This window comes from Aquimarina macrocephali, assembly GCF_051627225.1.
Lineage (GTDB): Bacteria > Bacteroidota > Bacteroidia > Flavobacteriales > Flavobacteriaceae > Aquimarina > Aquimarina macrocephali.
Genome location: NZ_CP151795.1, coordinates 5,100,768 through 5,117,405 on the forward strand (window position 1 = coordinate 5,100,768; position 16,638 = coordinate 5,117,405).

A 16,638-nucleotide genomic window follows, 5' to 3' on the forward strand; every position below is an offset into this window, starting at 1 on the left:
ATATACCCATTTTCGGGTAATGTTCGTATGTTTAGCTACAGTTTACTGCATATAGTTAACTACCCCATATATTATACGAACAGTATACTATAAACTAAATGATTGCAAAACAAATATTTAAAACTACTTCTAAACCTGTTGGTTTATTCTTTTTTTTATTTTTTTCTCATCTAATTACTGGCTACGCTCAGAAATATGAGCTTACTGATAACGCACTAGAAAAAGAATACCTGGATGACACAGTGCTTCTTGTTTTTGAAGATACAACAAGCTTATCTTTTGAACATATTAGTGCAGAAAACTTTCAACACCATTTTACATCGAGAAAAAATGGTTTTGCATATAATAGTAATGCGACCATCTGGCTAAAGTTTACAATAGAAAACACCTCGGATGTACGAAGAGATTTTGTAATCTTTTCTAATGATTGGGATGTACAGTTTTTCACCAAAAACAAAGGAAACAGCTTTTTTACAGAACGCCAGGGCGTGCTACCTAATAACTTTAATAATAAGTTATATAGTGGCGAAAATGCAGATGGTAAAATTCTGGATTACCTGCTCCCTAATACCAATAGAACGTATTATATAAAAATGCCCGGAGCCTTATACAATGTTTCCTTTAAAAGCTTTGATTTTGTATACATAAGTGATCGTGCAGTAGTAAAAGAAAAAGCATTATTTGATTTATGGAGTAGTAGCATCTATGTTGGAGTACTATTTCTGGTGTTGCTAGCCAATTTTTACCTTATGGTCACTGCATTTAAAAAGAGCTATATCTTTTATGCTTTTTATAGTATTAGTCATGTATTGTTTTTTACAGGGTATTATCAAATCCCAACCCTGCTATCATTTACCTGGCCAATTTCACATAGTATATTTCTTCCTATCACTGCTTCATTATATCTTCTATTTGTACATAACTATTTAAAGATTGAAAAATATAATAAGATCGTAAGTGGAATCTTTAAAGGCTATATCGTATTGGCTATACTGGCCGTAATACTGCTATTTTATCTTTCTCTTACCAATATGACCACATATTATAGCGTATTACCAAAAGTAAATATCACCAATCTTATGTTTTTATTGGTGAGTACCTTTCTTATTATGGTAATCCCGGGGAAATTTAAATATTTTATTCTGCTCGGCACCTTGTTTATTGTTATTGGTGCAACTATCACCTGGATTACCCAATACAATGATGAAATGGTACAGACATTTTCATATTCTATTACCGGAAATGCCATTGAAAAAATTATATTCTTATTTGGAATATTTTATCTCCACAACCAGGAACAAAATGCCGCTAGAGTTAAATTGCTTTCTACGCAAAAGCAATTAGAATTGAGTAAACAGCAGCTTAATAATTTCTCTAATTCAATACGAGAAAAAAATAAACTCATTGAAGCTTTTGAGCAACAAATTGAAAAATCAACAAATACACTACCACAAAAAGAAGAAAACCTGCAACAGCTAACCAAATCTATTATACTTACAGAAGAAGATTGGGAAGGTTTTAAAAAACTATATGAAGAAGTACATCCAAATTTCTTTTATACGTTAAAATCTAAATACCCTAAATTAACCAATGCAGAGATTCGTATGATTGCATTGCTAAAACTTCATTTATCGAATAAAGAAATTGCCGGCATGTTAGGAATCAATCCTGATAGCGTAGTCAAAACAAAATATCGTCTTAAGAAAAAGATATCCGACACAGAAAACATCGATATCGATACCGTAATCGAAAGCTTATAGCACTACTTTCTCTCTGTTTTATTGTTCTACACCTCCTCTCTTAAACCTTATTATTACTAGGTTTTTTAAATTGTCCATGATTTTGTCCACCCCAATTTCCGGGATTGGGTTGCTTTGTTTTATAGTTTAGCCAGAACAAAAACAAGTATACTAATCAAAACACAAATCATGAAAATCAAGTATTTTAAATATGCCATTTACATATTCTTATCAGGTATCATAACATTGACTTCTTGTAGTAAAGATGATGAACCTGCTACACCAGAGTCAGAACAACCCATATCTGATATTAATGAAGGAGATGGTATTAGTAAAGAAGATCTCGAAGCAAATAAAGGAGATATTGGGATAATCATAGATGCTCGTAATGTGGCAAAAAAAGGATATTCGCCCGCTACTGCGGAAGTAAAAATTGATGCTACTCAGGGAGAATATTCCAGGAGTCTGGTGTTAAATGAATTTACCAATGTAGCAAGTATCTCATTTCCGATTGAAGATTTATCAGATGCAGCAGTTAATGAGCTTAAAGAAGGAGTTTCTGTTACAATAGATATCAAAGATAAAGATGGAAAAACAATACAAATTGAAACTTTCACAAAAGTCTCTTTTCAAAAAAACGGTACCGCTCTAAAAATATCGGTTAATACATTGGCTGAAAAAAAGAAACCCATATCATTTAATTCAGCAATACCTTATCATTTTCAGGTAGTTGTAGATGGAGAATTATCAAATCTTGGTATTGCTATTTTAAAAAATTCTAGTGGCGATTTTTATTCTAGGTATATTAAAGATGCATTTAATGCAACAAATAAAATAAAAGCACAATATTATCTGTTCCCTGTACCAGGAAAAGAAGCTACATTCTATATTCGTGCAGTAGGGTCAAATCATTACTGGCGAACAATACAAGGTAATATTTATTCTTCTTTTGTATACGAAGAGTTAGCCAATCAAAATCTTGCTACCGAAGAACATGAATTTATTATAGAAACGAATGATGATGGTAGCGTTTACATAAAAAACAACACACATGGATATATTTTAAGATCAAAAAATGCTAATGCTATTGATGGTCATTTCATGAGCACAGGTTCTGAAGACCAATATTACCAACTTGCAAATCTAAGAATTGTCCCAGCTACCATACAATGGAAAATTGATTCTTTTGGAAAAACCGAATTTATGAAACCCATTCTTCCCGCAGCAGAAACCTCTTTTGGGTTTAATAGTACTCTGGTAAACTGTAGTCAAGGAACATTAGAACAAGAAGTCGGAGCAGAAATAAGTGAAGAATCAAGCACAACAATAGGATGGGAAGAATCTATAGAACTCTCCTCAGAAAGCACATATGAAGTATCTGCTTCTGTAGAAGCATCTGCTTCTGCCAAATTCTTTGGAGTTGGAGTTGATGTAACCACAACGGTCTCTACAGGATATAGCGTATCCAAAGGAATGACAACATCTAATACTGGATTTGGTGAAAATTCGGTATCAAAAACTCAAACTTTTTTTAGTAATCGTACCATAGAAGTATTACCAAAAACAGGAGTTCTTGTATATGATGCTTATCAAAGTTATAAAAATGTAATTATACCTTTTGTACAACGCTATCGTGTTCGAGGTACAGATACTTCAACTAACGAAACGTTAACAGGAAATGAAATCGTATCTCAATTCAGTTTTAACAATTTTGATGGAGTAATTACAACAATAGGAAGTGATTTTGTTGAAATAACCGTAAGAGGAACCATGAAACTAGACAACCTTATAGAAACACAAAGTAATGTTAAAGAAGTAACCACAACTTGTGATTAATCTATCCTTGGTTTTTATTTTTAAAGCAGGACTGTATTAAATACAATCCTGCTTTCTTATTTTTGATAAATACCTCTCTCCTATTTATTTTCCTTAATACTAGTATCTGGTTATCATCTATGTATAGCCCCATAGAACTTGCATATGTACTTCTAGAGCTTTGAAATATGCTAAAACAATGATTAACCAAATCAGGTTCATAATAATGATGTAACAATACCCCAAGGTAATCGTCCTATACATACACACCAATCATAAATACACATGGGGCACAGTATAGAACAGGATACTCAAATGAAAGCTTTGATGTATCACAAATACGGTTCGTCTGATGTGCTTACCCTAAAAGATATTCTGATACCTACGCCCAAAGATAATGAGGTACTGGTCAAAATTCATGCAACTGCTATCAACTCATCAGATTGGGAACTCCTAAGAGGAAAACCTTTCTTTGCTCGTATCTGGGGCCTTATAAAACCCAAATATCATATTCTTGGTTCTGATATTGCCGGACAGGTTATTGCCGTAGGAAATAAAGTCGCCCAGTTTGAGACCGGTGATGAAGTATTCGGAGATATATTTTTGCATTGGGGAGGTTTTGCAGAATATGTATGTGTAGATCAGGAGTTACTCTTGCCCAAACCTGAAGATATAACATTTGAAGAAGCTTCGGCTATACCACAAGCAGGTGTTGTCGCTCTACAAGGACTTCGTTATAATGGAGAGATTAAACCCGGACAAAAAGTTTTGATCAATGGTGCTGGTGGTGGTGCAGGTACATTTGCAATACAAATCGCCAAATCATTGGGTGCCGAAGTAACTGGTGTAGACAGCGCAAGGAAACTAGACCTAATGAAATCAATCGGTGCAGATTATGTTATTGACTATACTCAAGAAGATGTTACCAAAAACAAACAGCAATACGACTTGATTTTTGATATTGTAGGACGTCGCTCTGTTTTTGATTTTAAACGTATATTAAAACCTAAAGGAGCATATGTTATGGCAGGTGGTTCTATGCGTCGCCTTTTACAAATTCTCTTTTGCGGTCCCTTGATCTCAAAAACCACTGATAAGAAAATGGGATTGCTAATGCATAAACAGAATAAAGAAGATATAAATCATATGCTGGCACTACGTGATGCTGGAAAAGTAGTACCCGTTATTGATAAATGTTACCCATTGTCTGAAGGTATCGAAGCATTTCAGTATTTTGGAGAAGGGCTGGTTCTGGGAAAAATAATTATCACATCTGAAGCCTAAATTAAAAAGAATAAATATATGAAACGAGCAAAATGGTTTGATCGAAAGTTTGACTTCTCTTTTGAAGAAAACATCTTCCCTTTACTACTCAAAAGACTGGAAGAAACACCCTCTGTCATCAAGAATACAATAGATTCCCTAACAAAAGAACAGCTAACCAGTAAGAAAAACGGAAAATGGTCTATCCAGGAAAATATTGGACACCTGATCGATTTAGAACCCATCTGGCAAGGAAGGCTTAATGATATTTTAACCAATAAATTGGAGTTAAGACCAGCCGATCTGCAAAATAAAAAAACAGATTTTGCACAACATAATCTTAGAGATCGTAATGATTTGCTCAATGAATTCTTAGATATTCGTTCTGAAACTGTTAGCCAACTCCACAAACTTACCGAAAAGGAAATCTACAAACATGCATTGCATCCCAGGTTAAAAACACCAATGCGTACCATGGATTTATTTCTTTTTGTTGCAGAACACGATGATCACCACATAGCTGCTATTGAAGAATTAAAGATCGAATAACAGGGTTTAGTATAACACCAAAAGAAAAAGAGTGTATTACCCTTAAATGAATATTTTAGAATAATACATTTTCTAAAATGAATTGATCAAACAGAGCCTTTCTGGAAGTTTGTTTACTTATTTTGATGGTTATATAGGTTTAGAAAAGCTCGGTCCGATACTAATTGATTAATATTTAAAGGGCATAAAAACTGTCAATTCGAGTGAATTTTACGATTAGAATGAGTAAAATTTGTATCGAGAATAGGTTTTTAGCATTGAAATGCTTGTTTTCGATACAAAATTCTTAACAGAATTTCACTCAAACTAACGCATTTCAGATTACTCGAACTCAGGTTAATACATAGCAAACCCGAATTATGTATTAGAAAATCTACTGCACAATCCAGGTTTAAGCTTACTTGAGTCGTTTTTTTATACTACTCATTTTCTTATTCAGTTTTAGAATTTCTTTCATAAGATGCACATTCTCAATACCTCTATATGAAGATGGTCCTGGCGGTGGTGGTGGATCAGGCACTCCTCCCGGTGGTAACCCTCCATCGGGTCCATAAAACTGTGGTTTAAATTTAACCAGAATATCAATTAGTAATTGTGGGTCTTTTTCAAGATCAATAATAGGTCCATGCTTTTTTATAACATCCTTTATAATTTTCTCTTGGTTCTTTACAGAAATAACAAGGTTCTTATCTCTTATATGAGACTTTGATACTTTAGGTATTTTAGAACTTTCGGCTTTTAAATTTTTGATTTTTTTTGTCATATGCGTTTCAATTTTAGAGTTTCTGTCGTATTTCTTTTTGTCTTTCCCAGGTAACCAATGTTGTTTTTTTACCATTAACAATTGGTAGTCCTGCATGCAACATATCATAATTACAATTTCCGTCTGGTAGTAAATTATCCCAGACCAATAACCTTCCTTGTTTTGGTTTAACTCTGATGTCTAAATTTTTGAAATGTGTAGCGCCTCCTTTTTTAGGTGTATTGAGATATAACAAATAGGTTTTCTTTCGTTCTCCTGCATAATGTTCCCCCCAGGCTCCGCTATCATAATGATAATCAAACTTACCGTGTTTAGCATATTTTGTCGCTTGCCAATGCTCTAATCTATTCAGGTCCACCTCAAATAATGATTTGATATCGTTCTCTATTTTCTCTACCACCTCTAAAAGGGTATCTGTAAATAACACCTGATCTGCACTTTTACTAACCCGGGTATTGCTAAGATGACTCTCATGTATCCTTGGATCTATTACTGTACTGCGTTTCCAAAAAGAATATTCGAGTTCTTCTAATATTGTAGTACACATCGAGGTAGATAAAAAACCATCAACACACACGATTTTATCTTTTTTTAATATTTCAGCTATTGATTGCTTCATTTTCTATGGCATTATCATACAACTTAAGGTCGATATGTTTTTCGTATTCAATCACTTTTCTATCCAACCCAAGTATAGCATTAGAAGTCATGTTCGTTGTATAGATTATTTTCATTTTATTATAAGACATCTCTTCTTGTTTATACCATGAAGTATGATCATCCCAATGTGGCGTTCTTGTTTTTCTATCGTATAAATGCCACCCCAGGATAATATGAGGATGAAACAAGTCATACCCATATGTATACGCTCTAAGGCTTGTTAAAACCTCATCTCCAAAAAAGTAAATCTCTGGATCAAAATGAATTTCTTCATTAAAGAAACCATCAGCAAACAAAAAATGCAATGAGATAAATTGTGCGACAAGTGGTTTTTTAATTTTTTTCCAATGAGGAATAGGGTAGCTTGTTAACTTAGTAAGAAGTCCTTTATCCCGTTCTAAAGGATAGATTTTAAGGGGGTATTTCATTCTACCATCGGGTTCATTTTCGGGATCATAAGAAGGGAGATATGCGGTAATAATTGGTTTTTTTACACCTTCTTCTTTTAAGACTTTAAACATTTTTATGGTTTCCTGATCCCAGTCTTTCACAAACCTATGATGAGAATCCAAATACAAAGTATAGGCTTCATTTTTCCATTGTTTTTGAAGTAAATTACGTGCCCAGTTACAACCTTTACTGTCTTTATAGTGAATATCGAGGATTTCGACATTGCCATAGTCAAAAATTTCTTTTTTAAGCTGTTCTTTATTTCCGTGTTGCCATGCAATTACGATTCTAAGTCTTTCGGGATGTTTTGCCTTTTTATTAAGGTCAATAACGGTATTAGACAGTTCCTTATCGCGATATGCAGGTATTTGTATGTATATCTTTTCGAGCATATTACTTTCTTTTTCAGTTATAAGTTTTATCTCCAAACGAGTCATTACAACTAAATTTTTATCAAGATACAATGGGTTCGTCTCTCAAAAAAGGGGGATTTACCTATTAATAGTCAGTGATTTACCCTTTTTAGGTATGATCTAATGTGATGTAACTTTAGGGAGATTGAGGTAGTGGTATGCTCTTTTTGAAATGAGGTTTCTTGCTTTTCCAGACGTGATCCAGAATCTATAATTGAATCAAAATATCTATATAATCATACTACTTCTTTAGTATATTGCACGTGCATCATTTTTTAACTAAAAAAGACTGTTTGTTTAAGCATTTTTCAAATGATTAGGATCAATCAAGAATTATTAGATTTCTTTTCGCAACTATCAGAATCTTCTGCAAGTACTATGGTAAAAGAGAAGAAGTTTATTTCAAAAGAAAAAATTATTATTCAAGGAAAATATGTACCCTCTATATTTATTATAAAAAGTGGTGTGGTAAAATGTTATGTAAATGAAGATAATGGTCGAGACTTTATCCAGGAGTTTTTTAGTACTGGTGAAATCCTCGGAGAATTAGAAATCTTTAATGATGTTATTAGCTTTTGCAATGCAGAAACGATAACAGAGGTTACTGGATACCAGGTTGATGTTAAAGATTTTTATACGCTACTGGAAAATCATCCAGAACTTAATGTATTGTTATTAAAAGCACTAGCCAATAAAGTACGAGATACTGCGATTAGAGCATCCCAACAACAATCATATCCTATAGCCTATAACCTTAAGAAATTAATGAAATTTTCTTCTGATGAAGCTATGGCTTTTTCTAAACAAGATATAGCCGATTATTTAGGAATAACGCTACGTAGTCTTAATAGAGCGCTACATGAGATATCTTAATATAGTTAGTATATTTGATGAAATTATGAGAATCCCGTATGGTTCTCAAAACTTATATATCATCAAAGGTAAACACAAGTATTAAATTATTAAATGGATAACTACGCTATTCTTAGCATTATAAGCTTGATGATTGTATTTATATCATCACTTTTTGCCATCTTCTTATTAACCGTAAAAACCAAAAACAAAACCAGTAATCGTCTTATTGCTGCTTTTCTTATCCTCGTGGCCATCGATATCAGTTCTTTTTTCTACCATCGATTTATAGATATGCCTCTAACGCTAGAAATGATACGTATGGATCTTCCATCTTTTTCAAGTCCGGTGCTTTATCTTTTTGTCTTATCGGTTATCTATATAGATTTTAAGCTGAAACCAAAACATCTGTTACACGGACTTCCATTTGTAATAAGCACTTTGATATTTACACCTAGATTTTATTTGGCAAGCCAAGAAGCCAAACTTTCTTTTATGAATAATTATTTGCTAACTCCAGAATCCATTTCCACTATGATTATTGGTCATATTCAGGTTATAGCATATATCATTGCCATTTTTGTCATCTTAAAAAAGTCTAAGAAGATAATGCTGGAAAACTACTCTAATGCAACCACAGCAAAACATAAATGGTTGTTTCAGTTAAACGTTATTTCTAGTTTCATCTTTGTTGTTAGTACTTCAAAAACGATATTTAAGTTTTATAATGATGATTTCCAAACTGTAAATATTGCCAGAATTATTGTTGTGTTTCTGGTTCTATGCTTTATATGCTGGTTAATTTTAAAAGCATTGTATAATCCAGGTTTTTTTAGAGGAATTGATTCTAAATTACTTCCGGTAGAAAATATGATTACAAAGAATGAAACAGTAATCAATCTCCCAGGCGATAAAGTGATTCAGGATCAAATACAACAATTAAAAACGTATATGATCGACCAAAAACCTTATCTAAATCCTACACTCACTATACAGAATTTGGCAGATGATCTGCAACTACCCGTTAGAGAAGTATCGATTCTGATCAATCATCATCTGGATCAGCACTTTTTTGATTTTGTAAATGAATATCGTATACAACATGCAATGGATATTTTAAAAGATCCTACTAAAAAACAGGTAACTGTTCTCGAAATCTTGTATGAAGTTGGTTTTAACTCTAAATCTTCTTTCAACACTTCTTTTAAAAAATACGCTAACGTCACCCCTACTCAATACAGAAAAAACAACTCATAATCAGAGCTTTGCAAAAAGTCGAACGCTTGCTTGTAAAAAGTCGAACTCATTTTTGGTGATCAAAAGCGTTCGATTATTTTAATCGGTCGCATAGGTTGTATTCAAAAATGATATTTGCTTCATAATTAATCTTAAATATAAAATTGTGATGCGATCTATTTTTATTTCTTTATTGTTTTTATGTCCTTTCTTATGCTTTTCTCAACTAGAAATCAAAGGAAAAGTTATTAGTAAAACAGAAACCATAGCTTTTGCCAATGTTATTTTATCAACGCCCGGTTCTGATGGTACAGTAATCACGGGTGCAATTACTGACGAAAACGGAAACTTCACCCTAATGGCAAAAGAAGGAACTTATACACTGGCAATACGTTTTATGGGGTATACCGAATGGCAAAAAGATATCGTACTAGATAGCGTTGTAGATTTAGGTAATATTACTCTCGAAAGCAGTACTACCAGCCTTGATGAAGTTGTGATTACCAAAACCAAAAAAGTAATAGAACGTAAACCAGATCGTTTGGTGTTTAACGTAGAAAATAGTATTGCTGCCAGTGGCGGAGATGCATTAGATGCTCTTAAAATAGCTCCAGGGGTCACCATCCAGAATAATACCTTGAGTATGATTGGTAGAGGTGCATCACGCGTAATGGTTGATGGACGATTATTACAGCTATCCGGAGAAGAACTAATAGACTTTTTAAATGCCATAGCAGCAAGTGATATTAAGAAAATAGAGATTATTACGAATCCACCAGCTAAATATGAAGCTGCAGGAAATGGTGGACTTATTAATATTGTTTACAAAAAAGGAGCACGCAATTCCTGGAAAAATACCACTACCCTGTCCCACAATCAGAATACATACCATTTTACTACTTTACGTAACAACTTTTTTTATAACAAAAACAAATTACGATTTTCTGTAAGTGCTAATGGTACTAAAGGAAATAATAGAGAAATAGAAGAAGTAGATGTGTTTTATCCCAATGGCCCATGGATATTGGATATGGATAACAAGGCAAATAAAGATAATATATCAGGACGTTTATCGGTAGATTATGACATTACAGATAATATTATCATAGGAGCACAATACCTGGGGAATCAAAATACTCCGGATAATGCCGTACAATCTACTACTCAAATTTTTAATGCATCCAATCAATTAGATTCTATATTAGATAATACAGGTTTTTTTGACAGAAAGGTAAAAAGCCACCTGTATAACCTACATATGATTACTATACTGGATACTCTGGATAGAAAAATCTCTTTTGATATTGATTATTTTGATTATGACAATAACCTGAAACAAGACAATGTAGTGAATACGTTCTTACCAAACGGTGAATTTGTTGGGATCAACTATGCAGCTATGAACTTATCGGATCAACGTATCGATAATTTTAGTGCAAAAATAGATGTCGAACACCCTTTTCCATCTGTTAATTTATCATATGGTGGTAAGCTTAGTTTTATCAAAACCATAAATGGTTTACAAAATTTCACTACAGAGACGGGTACTCCTATTTTTGATCCTATAGCTTCCAATCAATTTGAATACACAGAAAATATTCAGGCATTATATGTTAATGCTTCAAAAAAGATCAATGAAAAATGGGAATTTCAACTCGGATTACGAGTAGAAAACACACTTACAGAAGGGTTCTCAGAAACCCTAAACCAAACCAATACGAACGAATACTTAAAGTTTTTTCCGACAGCCTATATATCATATCAAAAAAATGATGATAACGTATTTTCTCTTAATTATGGAAGACGTATTAACCGACCAGGTTTTAGAAATTTAAATCCATTCAGAATTTATGTGAATAGTAATAGTTTCTCTGAAGGAAATCCATTTTTACAACCTTCATTTACAGATAGTTTCGAATTTAATCACACCTACAATAATACACTAACTACCAATGCTTTCCTTAATGTTACCACTGATGGTTTTGGTACTATTTTCACTGCAGATCAAGAAACCGAGGTACAAGCTGTGATACGAGAAAACTATTATAAAAGTTATAATTGGGGAGTTGGTGAAACATTCTCTTTTAATACGCTCCCTTGGTGGAAAAGCCAGAACCAGGTATATGTTCTTGGATACAAAACTGTGATTGATAATAAAATAAACGCTAATGCCGAAGATGGATTTCAGCTTTATTTTTCTACAAATAATACGTTTACATTAGGTAAAAACACCAAATTACAAGTTAACTTTTTATATAATTCACCACATAAAGCTAACTTGTTTGATATTAGTGAAACCTACAACCTAAATCTAGGAGTAAAACAAAGTATGTTTAAAGATAAACTACAGCTTTCGGTATTGGTGAATGACATATTAGATACATCAAGTTATAGTAGGCTAGCCTCTGTAGTAAATGGTATAGAATCGGTATATGCTCAAAATTATAGCCCTCGATTTGCCAGAATATCACTATCCTATACATTTGGAAATAATAAAATAAAGAGTAAACAAAGAGGTTTTGGAAATGATGAGGAAAGAAACAGAAGTAACTAATGAGTACATCTTCCTATTGTACCATTTTTCATTAACTCATTCAAAATCAATAATGTTGTTGGATCTCCATGTTGTGCTAAACGATTGATAACTTCTTCAAGATGTTTACTATCCTTTACATGAAACTTCATTATTAAACAGTCTTTTCCGGTGACTCTGGTGCATTCCACCATTTCAGGATACGCATCTGCATCCAGTGCATCGGTAAAAGACTGAAAATTGATTCTATTTACACTCATCATAATGAATGCAGAAAGAGACCATCCCAGTTTAGCAGGATTTACCTGCATTGTATATCCTGTGATCACTTCTGTATCTTCCATACGTTGTACTCGCTCTGCCACAGCAGATGGAGAAAGCCCCACTACTCTACCAATATGTGCAAATGGCAAGCGTGCATTTTTTTGTAATAATTCTAAAATCTTCCAGTCTAAATCGTCTTTCACCATAATCATTGGTTTTTAGTTATAATTAAGATATATTCTCCAGAAAAAACAAAGATAAGCCAATGATTTGTTTTCTTAGTCTCCTTTCTTTCGTATAATTTTGAATCAAAATCTAATACAATCCTATGTTTGGCATTCTCAATTTTGGAACCTTTATTTTAGCAGGAATACTGCTTAACCTCACACCTGGAGCAGATACTATGTATATTTTAGGGCGTAGCATTTCACAAGGAAAAAAATCTGGAGTGATCTCTGCTCTGGGGATATCTTCGGGAGCTCTTTTACATTGTCTTTTTGCAGCACTTGGGTTATCTATTCTATTAGCAAAATCTGCTACTGCATTTAGTATCGTTAAATATGCTGGTGCTGCTTATCTTCTATATTTGGGAATTAAATCATTGTTAGCAAAATCAACAGCTATTGCTGAAGTAATTAAGAGAAAAGATACAACACAAAACTACTTAAAAGTATACATGTCAGGTGTTTTAACCAATCTACTTAATCCAAAAGTTGCTCTCTTTTTTCTGGCATTCTTACCACAATTTATTAATCCTGAGTATGCAAAAAGTGCCATTCCTTTTCTAATTCTTGGGTTTACTTTTGTAACTACAGGCACAATATGGTGTATGATATTGGCATTCTTTTCTGCCAAGCTGGCAAACAAGATCAGAGGGAACAGTAAAGTGAAGTTTTGGATGGATAAAACCACAGGAGTTCTCTTTATTTTACTAGGAATCAAATTAGCCTTAAGTAAAAAATAATACTTCAGATAAGTATTAAAACTTTTCATAACAGCATGTAAACAATTCTTAAAAAAGAATTAAAATCTAGAAAAAAAGTAGGGTATCGTATAAGTTAACCGTTGTATAATTAAGAGAAAGTAATTAGCTTTTGAGAATAAAGTTGGATATGTTGTTTTCTCATAAGAATATATAGAATAATTGATAGGTGAAATCACAACTATCAATTATCATACAAATTATTGACAATCATTATCTTTTACAAGATTCAGTTGTTGACTTAAAAAGAAATATTATGAAGCGAATATCAAAATTAGCAAGTATTGTACTAATTTCATTTTTGTTATGGTTTTGTTCAGGAGATGACGATACTACAAATCCTGATACAGGTGAACCTGTAGAAGCAACAAAAATATTAGTAGAAACCTTAAGTGTTCCCTGGGAGCTAATTTGGGGTCCTGATAATTTCTTATGGGTTACCGAACGTAACGGAAAAATTAGCAGGATAAATCCTGACAGCGGAGAACAACAACTGGTATTTACTATTCCTAACGTATCACAAGTAGGTGAAAGTGGGTTATTAGGAATGGTACTTCACCCAAATTTTGATACAAATCCATATGTATACGTTGTATACACGTATAATGGAGGAAGTGGTTTACTGGAACGATTGGTTCGGTTTACATATGCCAATAATACGTTAACTAATGAAACCACACTTATAGACCAAATCCCTGCCAACTCTAACCACGATGGCTCTCGTTTGTTGATCACTCCAGATATGCACCTAATTATGACTACGGGTGATGCAGGAAACACAAACCTTTCTCAAGACATGAATTCTTTGGGAGGTAAAACCTTAAGATTAAATCTAGATGGCACTATTCCCTCTGATAATCCTTTTACAGGGAGTTATGTGTATAGTTTGGGACATAGAAATGCACAAGGATTGGTATTACACCCTAATGGCAAGCTATATAGTTCTGAGCACGGACCAAGTTCTGATGATGAAATAAATATCATACAGTCTGGCAAAAATTATGGTTGGCCCAATGTAAAAGGTAAAATTGATACTCCAAACGAACAGACTTTTGCAGCAGGCACAGAGGTTATTGAATCTATTTTTGAATGGACACCCACCATTGCTCCCTCTGACCTGATATACTATACCAGTGATAAAATTCCTGAATGGACCAATAAATTATTGATGACCGTTTTAAAGGACCAAAGAATAATTGCACTTACTTTAAATAGTGATGGAACTGCTATTACCAATGAAGAAGTGTTCTTTAATGGTAAATTTGGCCGCCTTAGAGATATTGCGGTTTCTCCTCAGGGACGTGTCTTTATTGCTACCAACGGAAATTCGTATGGAGATACCAGTAGTACACATCGTATTATAGAAATTAATAAAATTGAAAAGTAATTCTTCAGAAAAACCTTGTCGTAGAACATAACCAAGGATATGACAAAAACTGATTATTCTTAATTTATAATCATATCATCAAACTATTATCATGGCTCCACAGGTTTTAAAACACTGTGGGGCTTTTTTTAGTTTTTATACCGTTTTTATTTATCCACTCTTATAAAACGGTCGTTTTATAAGGCTTTATTTTTAAGTGATACTAGTAAACCAAAATCCATTTATTTAGAAATTTCCTTTTCTTCTTTTGTTGAATTTTAATTGTATTTCTTTTCACTATTTAGTTAGACCTATATATAGCGTGCCTTATGTTATTCTAATCAAAGCATCCTTGAATTGTCCAATTTGACAATTCAAGGATATTTAGCGATGATTGAACCTAAAGGCATTTCATCTTCTCTCTAACAGCTACATATTTGAAGTATCAAATACATTAAACCATTCTTTTTTAAAACAAATAACTATGACACCCACTGAAGTTTTTTCTATATCAAGCATGATTGCTATGCCAATGTGGATTCTTATGATTCTTTTTCCAAATTGGAAAGCTACCCGGTTCTTAATTGATTTCAAAGTAGTTCCGATACTACTGTCTTTTATATACGTCTTCTATATTTTCAAAACCATCCAAATAGGTGGAGGAATAGATTTTGGAAGCCTTACTTCGGTTATGGCATTATTTACAGAAGAAAATGCCGTACTGGCTGGCTGGGTACATTATCTAGCTTTTGATCTTCTGGTAGGCATGTGGATGCTAGACCAAAATAAAGGAGTAAAAATTCATCAATTAATAATGGCTCCTTGTCTTTTTGCGACTTTCATGTTAGGACCTATTGGATTTCTACTTTTTATAATCATTAGAGCATTTAAACAAAAACAATCATGATATATTCAAGCAAAATACTTAGCACAGTAAAAGAAGAAAGTCCAATATTGTATTGGGTAGTAATGACCCATATAATTTTGGCTGTTGGATGTATGATTGGTTGGTTTATTGATGAAAGAACACTTATGGGAGTGAATGTTTGGATTAAACCTTTAAAATTTTCAATCTCAGTAGGCATTTATATCTTTACAGTAGGATACCTTATGACTTTATATCCGTATTCAAAAAGAAAGAAAAATTGTATCAATAACATCGTTACCTGGACACTATTAATAGAAGTTTTTCTCATTATTTATCAGGCATCTAGAGGAGTGCAATCTCACTATAATGTATCGTCTCAATTTGATGCATTACTCTTTGCAGCAATGGGAATACTAACGGTAATCAATGTTTTAATTATGGTGTTATTTATCTTTGATACTATCCGATTAAAATTAAAAACGTCTAAATCAATTCAATGGGCTATACTTCTAGGTTGGTTAATCGTAGTTTTTGGTAGTTGGATTGGTGGTCAAATGATAAGTGAAATGTCTCATAATGTTGGTGTAAGTGGTGACTTAAGGGTAGCTCATTTTTTTGGATTGCATAGCATACAAATAATTCCGTTATTCGCACTATGGATATCTAATAAATGGAATGCCACAAGTAGAAATCAAGTCATTTCGGTAACTATTTTTGGATTACTTTACGCCACATGGATTGGATTCACCTTCTATCAAGCTAAGCAAGGTATGCCATTAATTAGTCTATAATCAAACTACTATGCTATTTAACAAAGAAAGACGTATACAATATTTAGGTTTTAATGACTTTTGGTTCACTGTCATAGGTATTCTAATTCTGAGT

15 protein-coding genes are annotated in these 16,638 nt (G+C 33.0%); 11 read left to right on the plus strand and 4 right to left on the minus strand.

Going from position 1 to position 16,638, the window contains the following annotated elements; translation table 11 throughout:
* Positions 1-98: 98 nt before the first annotated feature.
* From AAFU52_RS22595 to AAFU52_RS22610, 4 genes are all read left to right on the plus strand, one after another.
* Positions 99-1,760 carry a 7TM diverse intracellular signaling domain-containing protein gene (locus AAFU52_RS22595; RefSeq protein ID WP_438423651.1) on the plus strand — a complete coding sequence of 554 codons (1,662 nt, stop codon included), beginning with the start codon at positions 99-101 and terminating at the stop codon, positions 1,758-1,760.
* Between the two features lie 168 nt (positions 1,761-1,928).
* Positions 1,929-3,575 (plus strand): hypothetical protein, encoded by a 1,647-nt coding sequence (locus AAFU52_RS22600; RefSeq protein ID WP_152538486.1) that lies wholly within the window; start codon positions 1,929-1,931, stop codon positions 3,573-3,575.
* A gap of 264 nt (positions 3,576-3,839) precedes the next feature.
* A complete protein-coding gene (locus AAFU52_RS22605; RefSeq protein WP_438423652.1) occupies positions 3,840-4,838 on the plus strand; it encodes an NAD(P)-dependent alcohol dehydrogenase in 999 nt (332 codons plus the stop codon).
* A gap of 18 nt (positions 4,839-4,856) precedes the next feature.
* On the plus strand, positions 4,857-5,366 hold the full coding sequence (locus tag AAFU52_RS22610; protein WP_024769406.1) for a DinB family protein: 510 nt from the start codon (positions 4,857-4,859) through the stop codon (positions 5,364-5,366).
* Positions 5,367-5,763: 397 nt separating this feature from the next.
* Here AAFU52_RS22610 and AAFU52_RS22615 read toward each other — a convergent pair whose 3' ends face one another.
* The 3 genes from AAFU52_RS22615 to AAFU52_RS22625 are packed head-to-tail and all read right to left on the minus strand — an operon-like array spanning position 5,764 to position 7,631.
* The gene (locus tag AAFU52_RS22615) at positions 5,764-6,129 is read right to left on the minus strand and encodes a hypothetical protein (protein WP_152538487.1); all 366 of its coding nucleotides are present in this window, start codon (positions 6,127-6,129) and stop codon (positions 5,764-5,766) included.
* 13 nt (positions 6,130-6,142) lie between these two features.
* Positions 6,143-6,748 carry a prolyl hydroxylase family protein gene (locus AAFU52_RS22620; RefSeq protein WP_438423653.1) on the minus strand — a complete coding sequence of 202 codons (606 nt, stop codon included), beginning with the start codon at positions 6,746-6,748 and terminating at the stop codon, positions 6,143-6,145.
* Positions 6,729-7,631 (minus strand): GlcNAc-transferase family protein, encoded by a 903-nt coding sequence (locus AAFU52_RS22625; protein WP_438423654.1) that lies wholly within the window; start codon positions 7,629-7,631, stop codon positions 6,729-6,731. Before AAFU52_RS22625 ends, AAFU52_RS22620 begins: the two co-directional genes overlap by 20 nt.
* Positions 7,632-7,964: 333 nt before the next feature.
* Between AAFU52_RS22625 and AAFU52_RS22630 the strand changes: the two genes are divergently transcribed.
* From AAFU52_RS22630 to AAFU52_RS22640, 3 genes are all read left to right on the plus strand, one after another.
* A complete protein-coding gene (locus AAFU52_RS22630) occupies positions 7,965-8,525 on the plus strand; it encodes a Crp/Fnr family transcriptional regulator (RefSeq protein WP_024769410.1) in 561 nt (186 codons plus the stop codon).
* Positions 8,526-8,618: 93 nt separating this feature from the next.
* Positions 8,619-9,761 carry a helix-turn-helix domain-containing protein gene (locus AAFU52_RS22635; protein ID WP_024769411.1) on the plus strand — a complete coding sequence of 381 codons (1,143 nt, stop codon included), beginning with the start codon at positions 8,619-8,621 and terminating at the stop codon, positions 9,759-9,761.
* Positions 9,762-9,909: 148 nt separating this feature from the next.
* The gene (locus AAFU52_RS22640; RefSeq protein WP_438423655.1) at positions 9,910-12,294 is read left to right on the plus strand and encodes a TonB-dependent receptor domain-containing protein; all 2,385 of its coding nucleotides are present in this window, start codon (positions 9,910-9,912) and stop codon (positions 12,292-12,294) included.
* Here the strand turns inward: AAFU52_RS22640 and AAFU52_RS22645 are convergent.
* Complete coding sequence (locus AAFU52_RS22645) at positions 12,291-12,743, minus strand: Lrp/AsnC family transcriptional regulator (protein WP_158237279.1); 453 nt, start codon at positions 12,741-12,743, stop codon at positions 12,291-12,293. The genes AAFU52_RS22640 and AAFU52_RS22645 overlap by 4 nt on opposite strands.
* A 122-nt stretch (positions 12,744-12,865) precedes the next feature.
* Between AAFU52_RS22645 and AAFU52_RS22650 the strand changes: the two genes are divergently transcribed.
* From AAFU52_RS22650 to AAFU52_RS22665, 4 genes are all read left to right on the plus strand, one after another.
* Positions 12,866-13,501, plus strand: a complete 636-nt coding sequence (locus tag AAFU52_RS22650) for a LysE family translocator (RefSeq protein WP_024769414.1) — start codon at positions 12,866-12,868, stop codon at positions 13,499-13,501.
* Positions 13,502-13,775: 274 nt separating this feature from the next.
* Complete coding sequence (locus AAFU52_RS22655; protein WP_024769415.1) at positions 13,776-14,906, plus strand: PQQ-dependent sugar dehydrogenase; 1,131 nt, start codon at positions 13,776-13,778, stop codon at positions 14,904-14,906.
* 463 nt (positions 14,907-15,369) lie between these two features.
* Positions 15,370-15,792 carry an ABA4-like family protein gene (locus AAFU52_RS22660; RefSeq protein WP_438423656.1) on the plus strand — a complete coding sequence of 141 codons (423 nt, stop codon included), beginning with the start codon at positions 15,370-15,372 and terminating at the stop codon, positions 15,790-15,792.
* Entirely contained in the window at positions 15,789-16,544 is a 756-nt protein-coding gene (locus AAFU52_RS22665; protein WP_438423657.1) for a hypothetical protein, read from the plus strand. Before AAFU52_RS22660 ends, AAFU52_RS22665 begins: the two co-directional genes overlap by 4 nt.
* The last annotated feature ends 94 nt before the right edge of the window (positions 16,545-16,638 follow it).

Excerpts from the sequence above, each read along its gene's own strand:
- AAFU52_RS22595 (WP_438423651.1), top strand. The coding sequence starts at position 99 with ATGATTGCAAAACAAATATTTAAAACTACTTCTAAACCTGTTGGTTTA.
- AAFU52_RS22600 (WP_152538486.1), top strand. The coding sequence starts at position 1,929 with ATGAAAATCAAGTATTTTAAATATGCCATTTACATATTCTTATCAGGT.
- AAFU52_RS22605 (WP_438423652.1), top strand. The coding sequence starts at position 3,840 with ATGGGGCACAGTATAGAACAGGATACTCAAATGAAAGCTTTGATGTAT.
- AAFU52_RS22610 (WP_024769406.1), top strand. The coding sequence starts at position 4,857 with ATGAAACGAGCAAAATGGTTTGATCGAAAGTTTGACTTCTCTTTTGAA.
- AAFU52_RS22615 (WP_152538487.1), bottom strand. The coding sequence starts at position 6,129 with ATGACAAAAAAAATCAAAAATTTAAAAGCCGAAAGTTCTAAAATACCT.
- AAFU52_RS22620 (WP_438423653.1), bottom strand. The coding sequence starts at position 6,748 with ATGAAGCAATCAATAGCTGAAATATTAAAAAAAGATAAAATCGTGTGT.
- AAFU52_RS22625 (WP_438423654.1), bottom strand. The coding sequence starts at position 7,631 with ATGCTCGAAAAGATATACATACAAATACCTGCATATCGCGATAAGGAA.
- AAFU52_RS22630 (WP_024769410.1), top strand. The coding sequence starts at position 7,965 with ATGATTAGGATCAATCAAGAATTATTAGATTTCTTTTCGCAACTATCA.
- AAFU52_RS22635 (WP_024769411.1), top strand. The coding sequence starts at position 8,619 with ATGGATAACTACGCTATTCTTAGCATTATAAGCTTGATGATTGTATTT.
- AAFU52_RS22640 (WP_438423655.1), top strand. The coding sequence starts at position 9,910 with ATGCGATCTATTTTTATTTCTTTATTGTTTTTATGTCCTTTCTTATGC.
- AAFU52_RS22645 (WP_158237279.1), bottom strand. The coding sequence starts at position 12,743 with ATGGTGAAAGACGATTTAGACTGGAAGATTTTAGAATTATTACAAAAA.
- AAFU52_RS22650 (WP_024769414.1), top strand. The coding sequence starts at position 12,866 with ATGTTTGGCATTCTCAATTTTGGAACCTTTATTTTAGCAGGAATACTG.
- AAFU52_RS22655 (WP_024769415.1), top strand. The coding sequence starts at position 13,776 with ATGAAGCGAATATCAAAATTAGCAAGTATTGTACTAATTTCATTTTTG.
- AAFU52_RS22660 (WP_438423656.1), top strand. The coding sequence starts at position 15,370 with ATGACACCCACTGAAGTTTTTTCTATATCAAGCATGATTGCTATGCCA.
- AAFU52_RS22665 (WP_438423657.1), top strand. The coding sequence starts at position 15,789 with ATGATATATTCAAGCAAAATACTTAGCACAGTAAAAGAAGAAAGTCCA.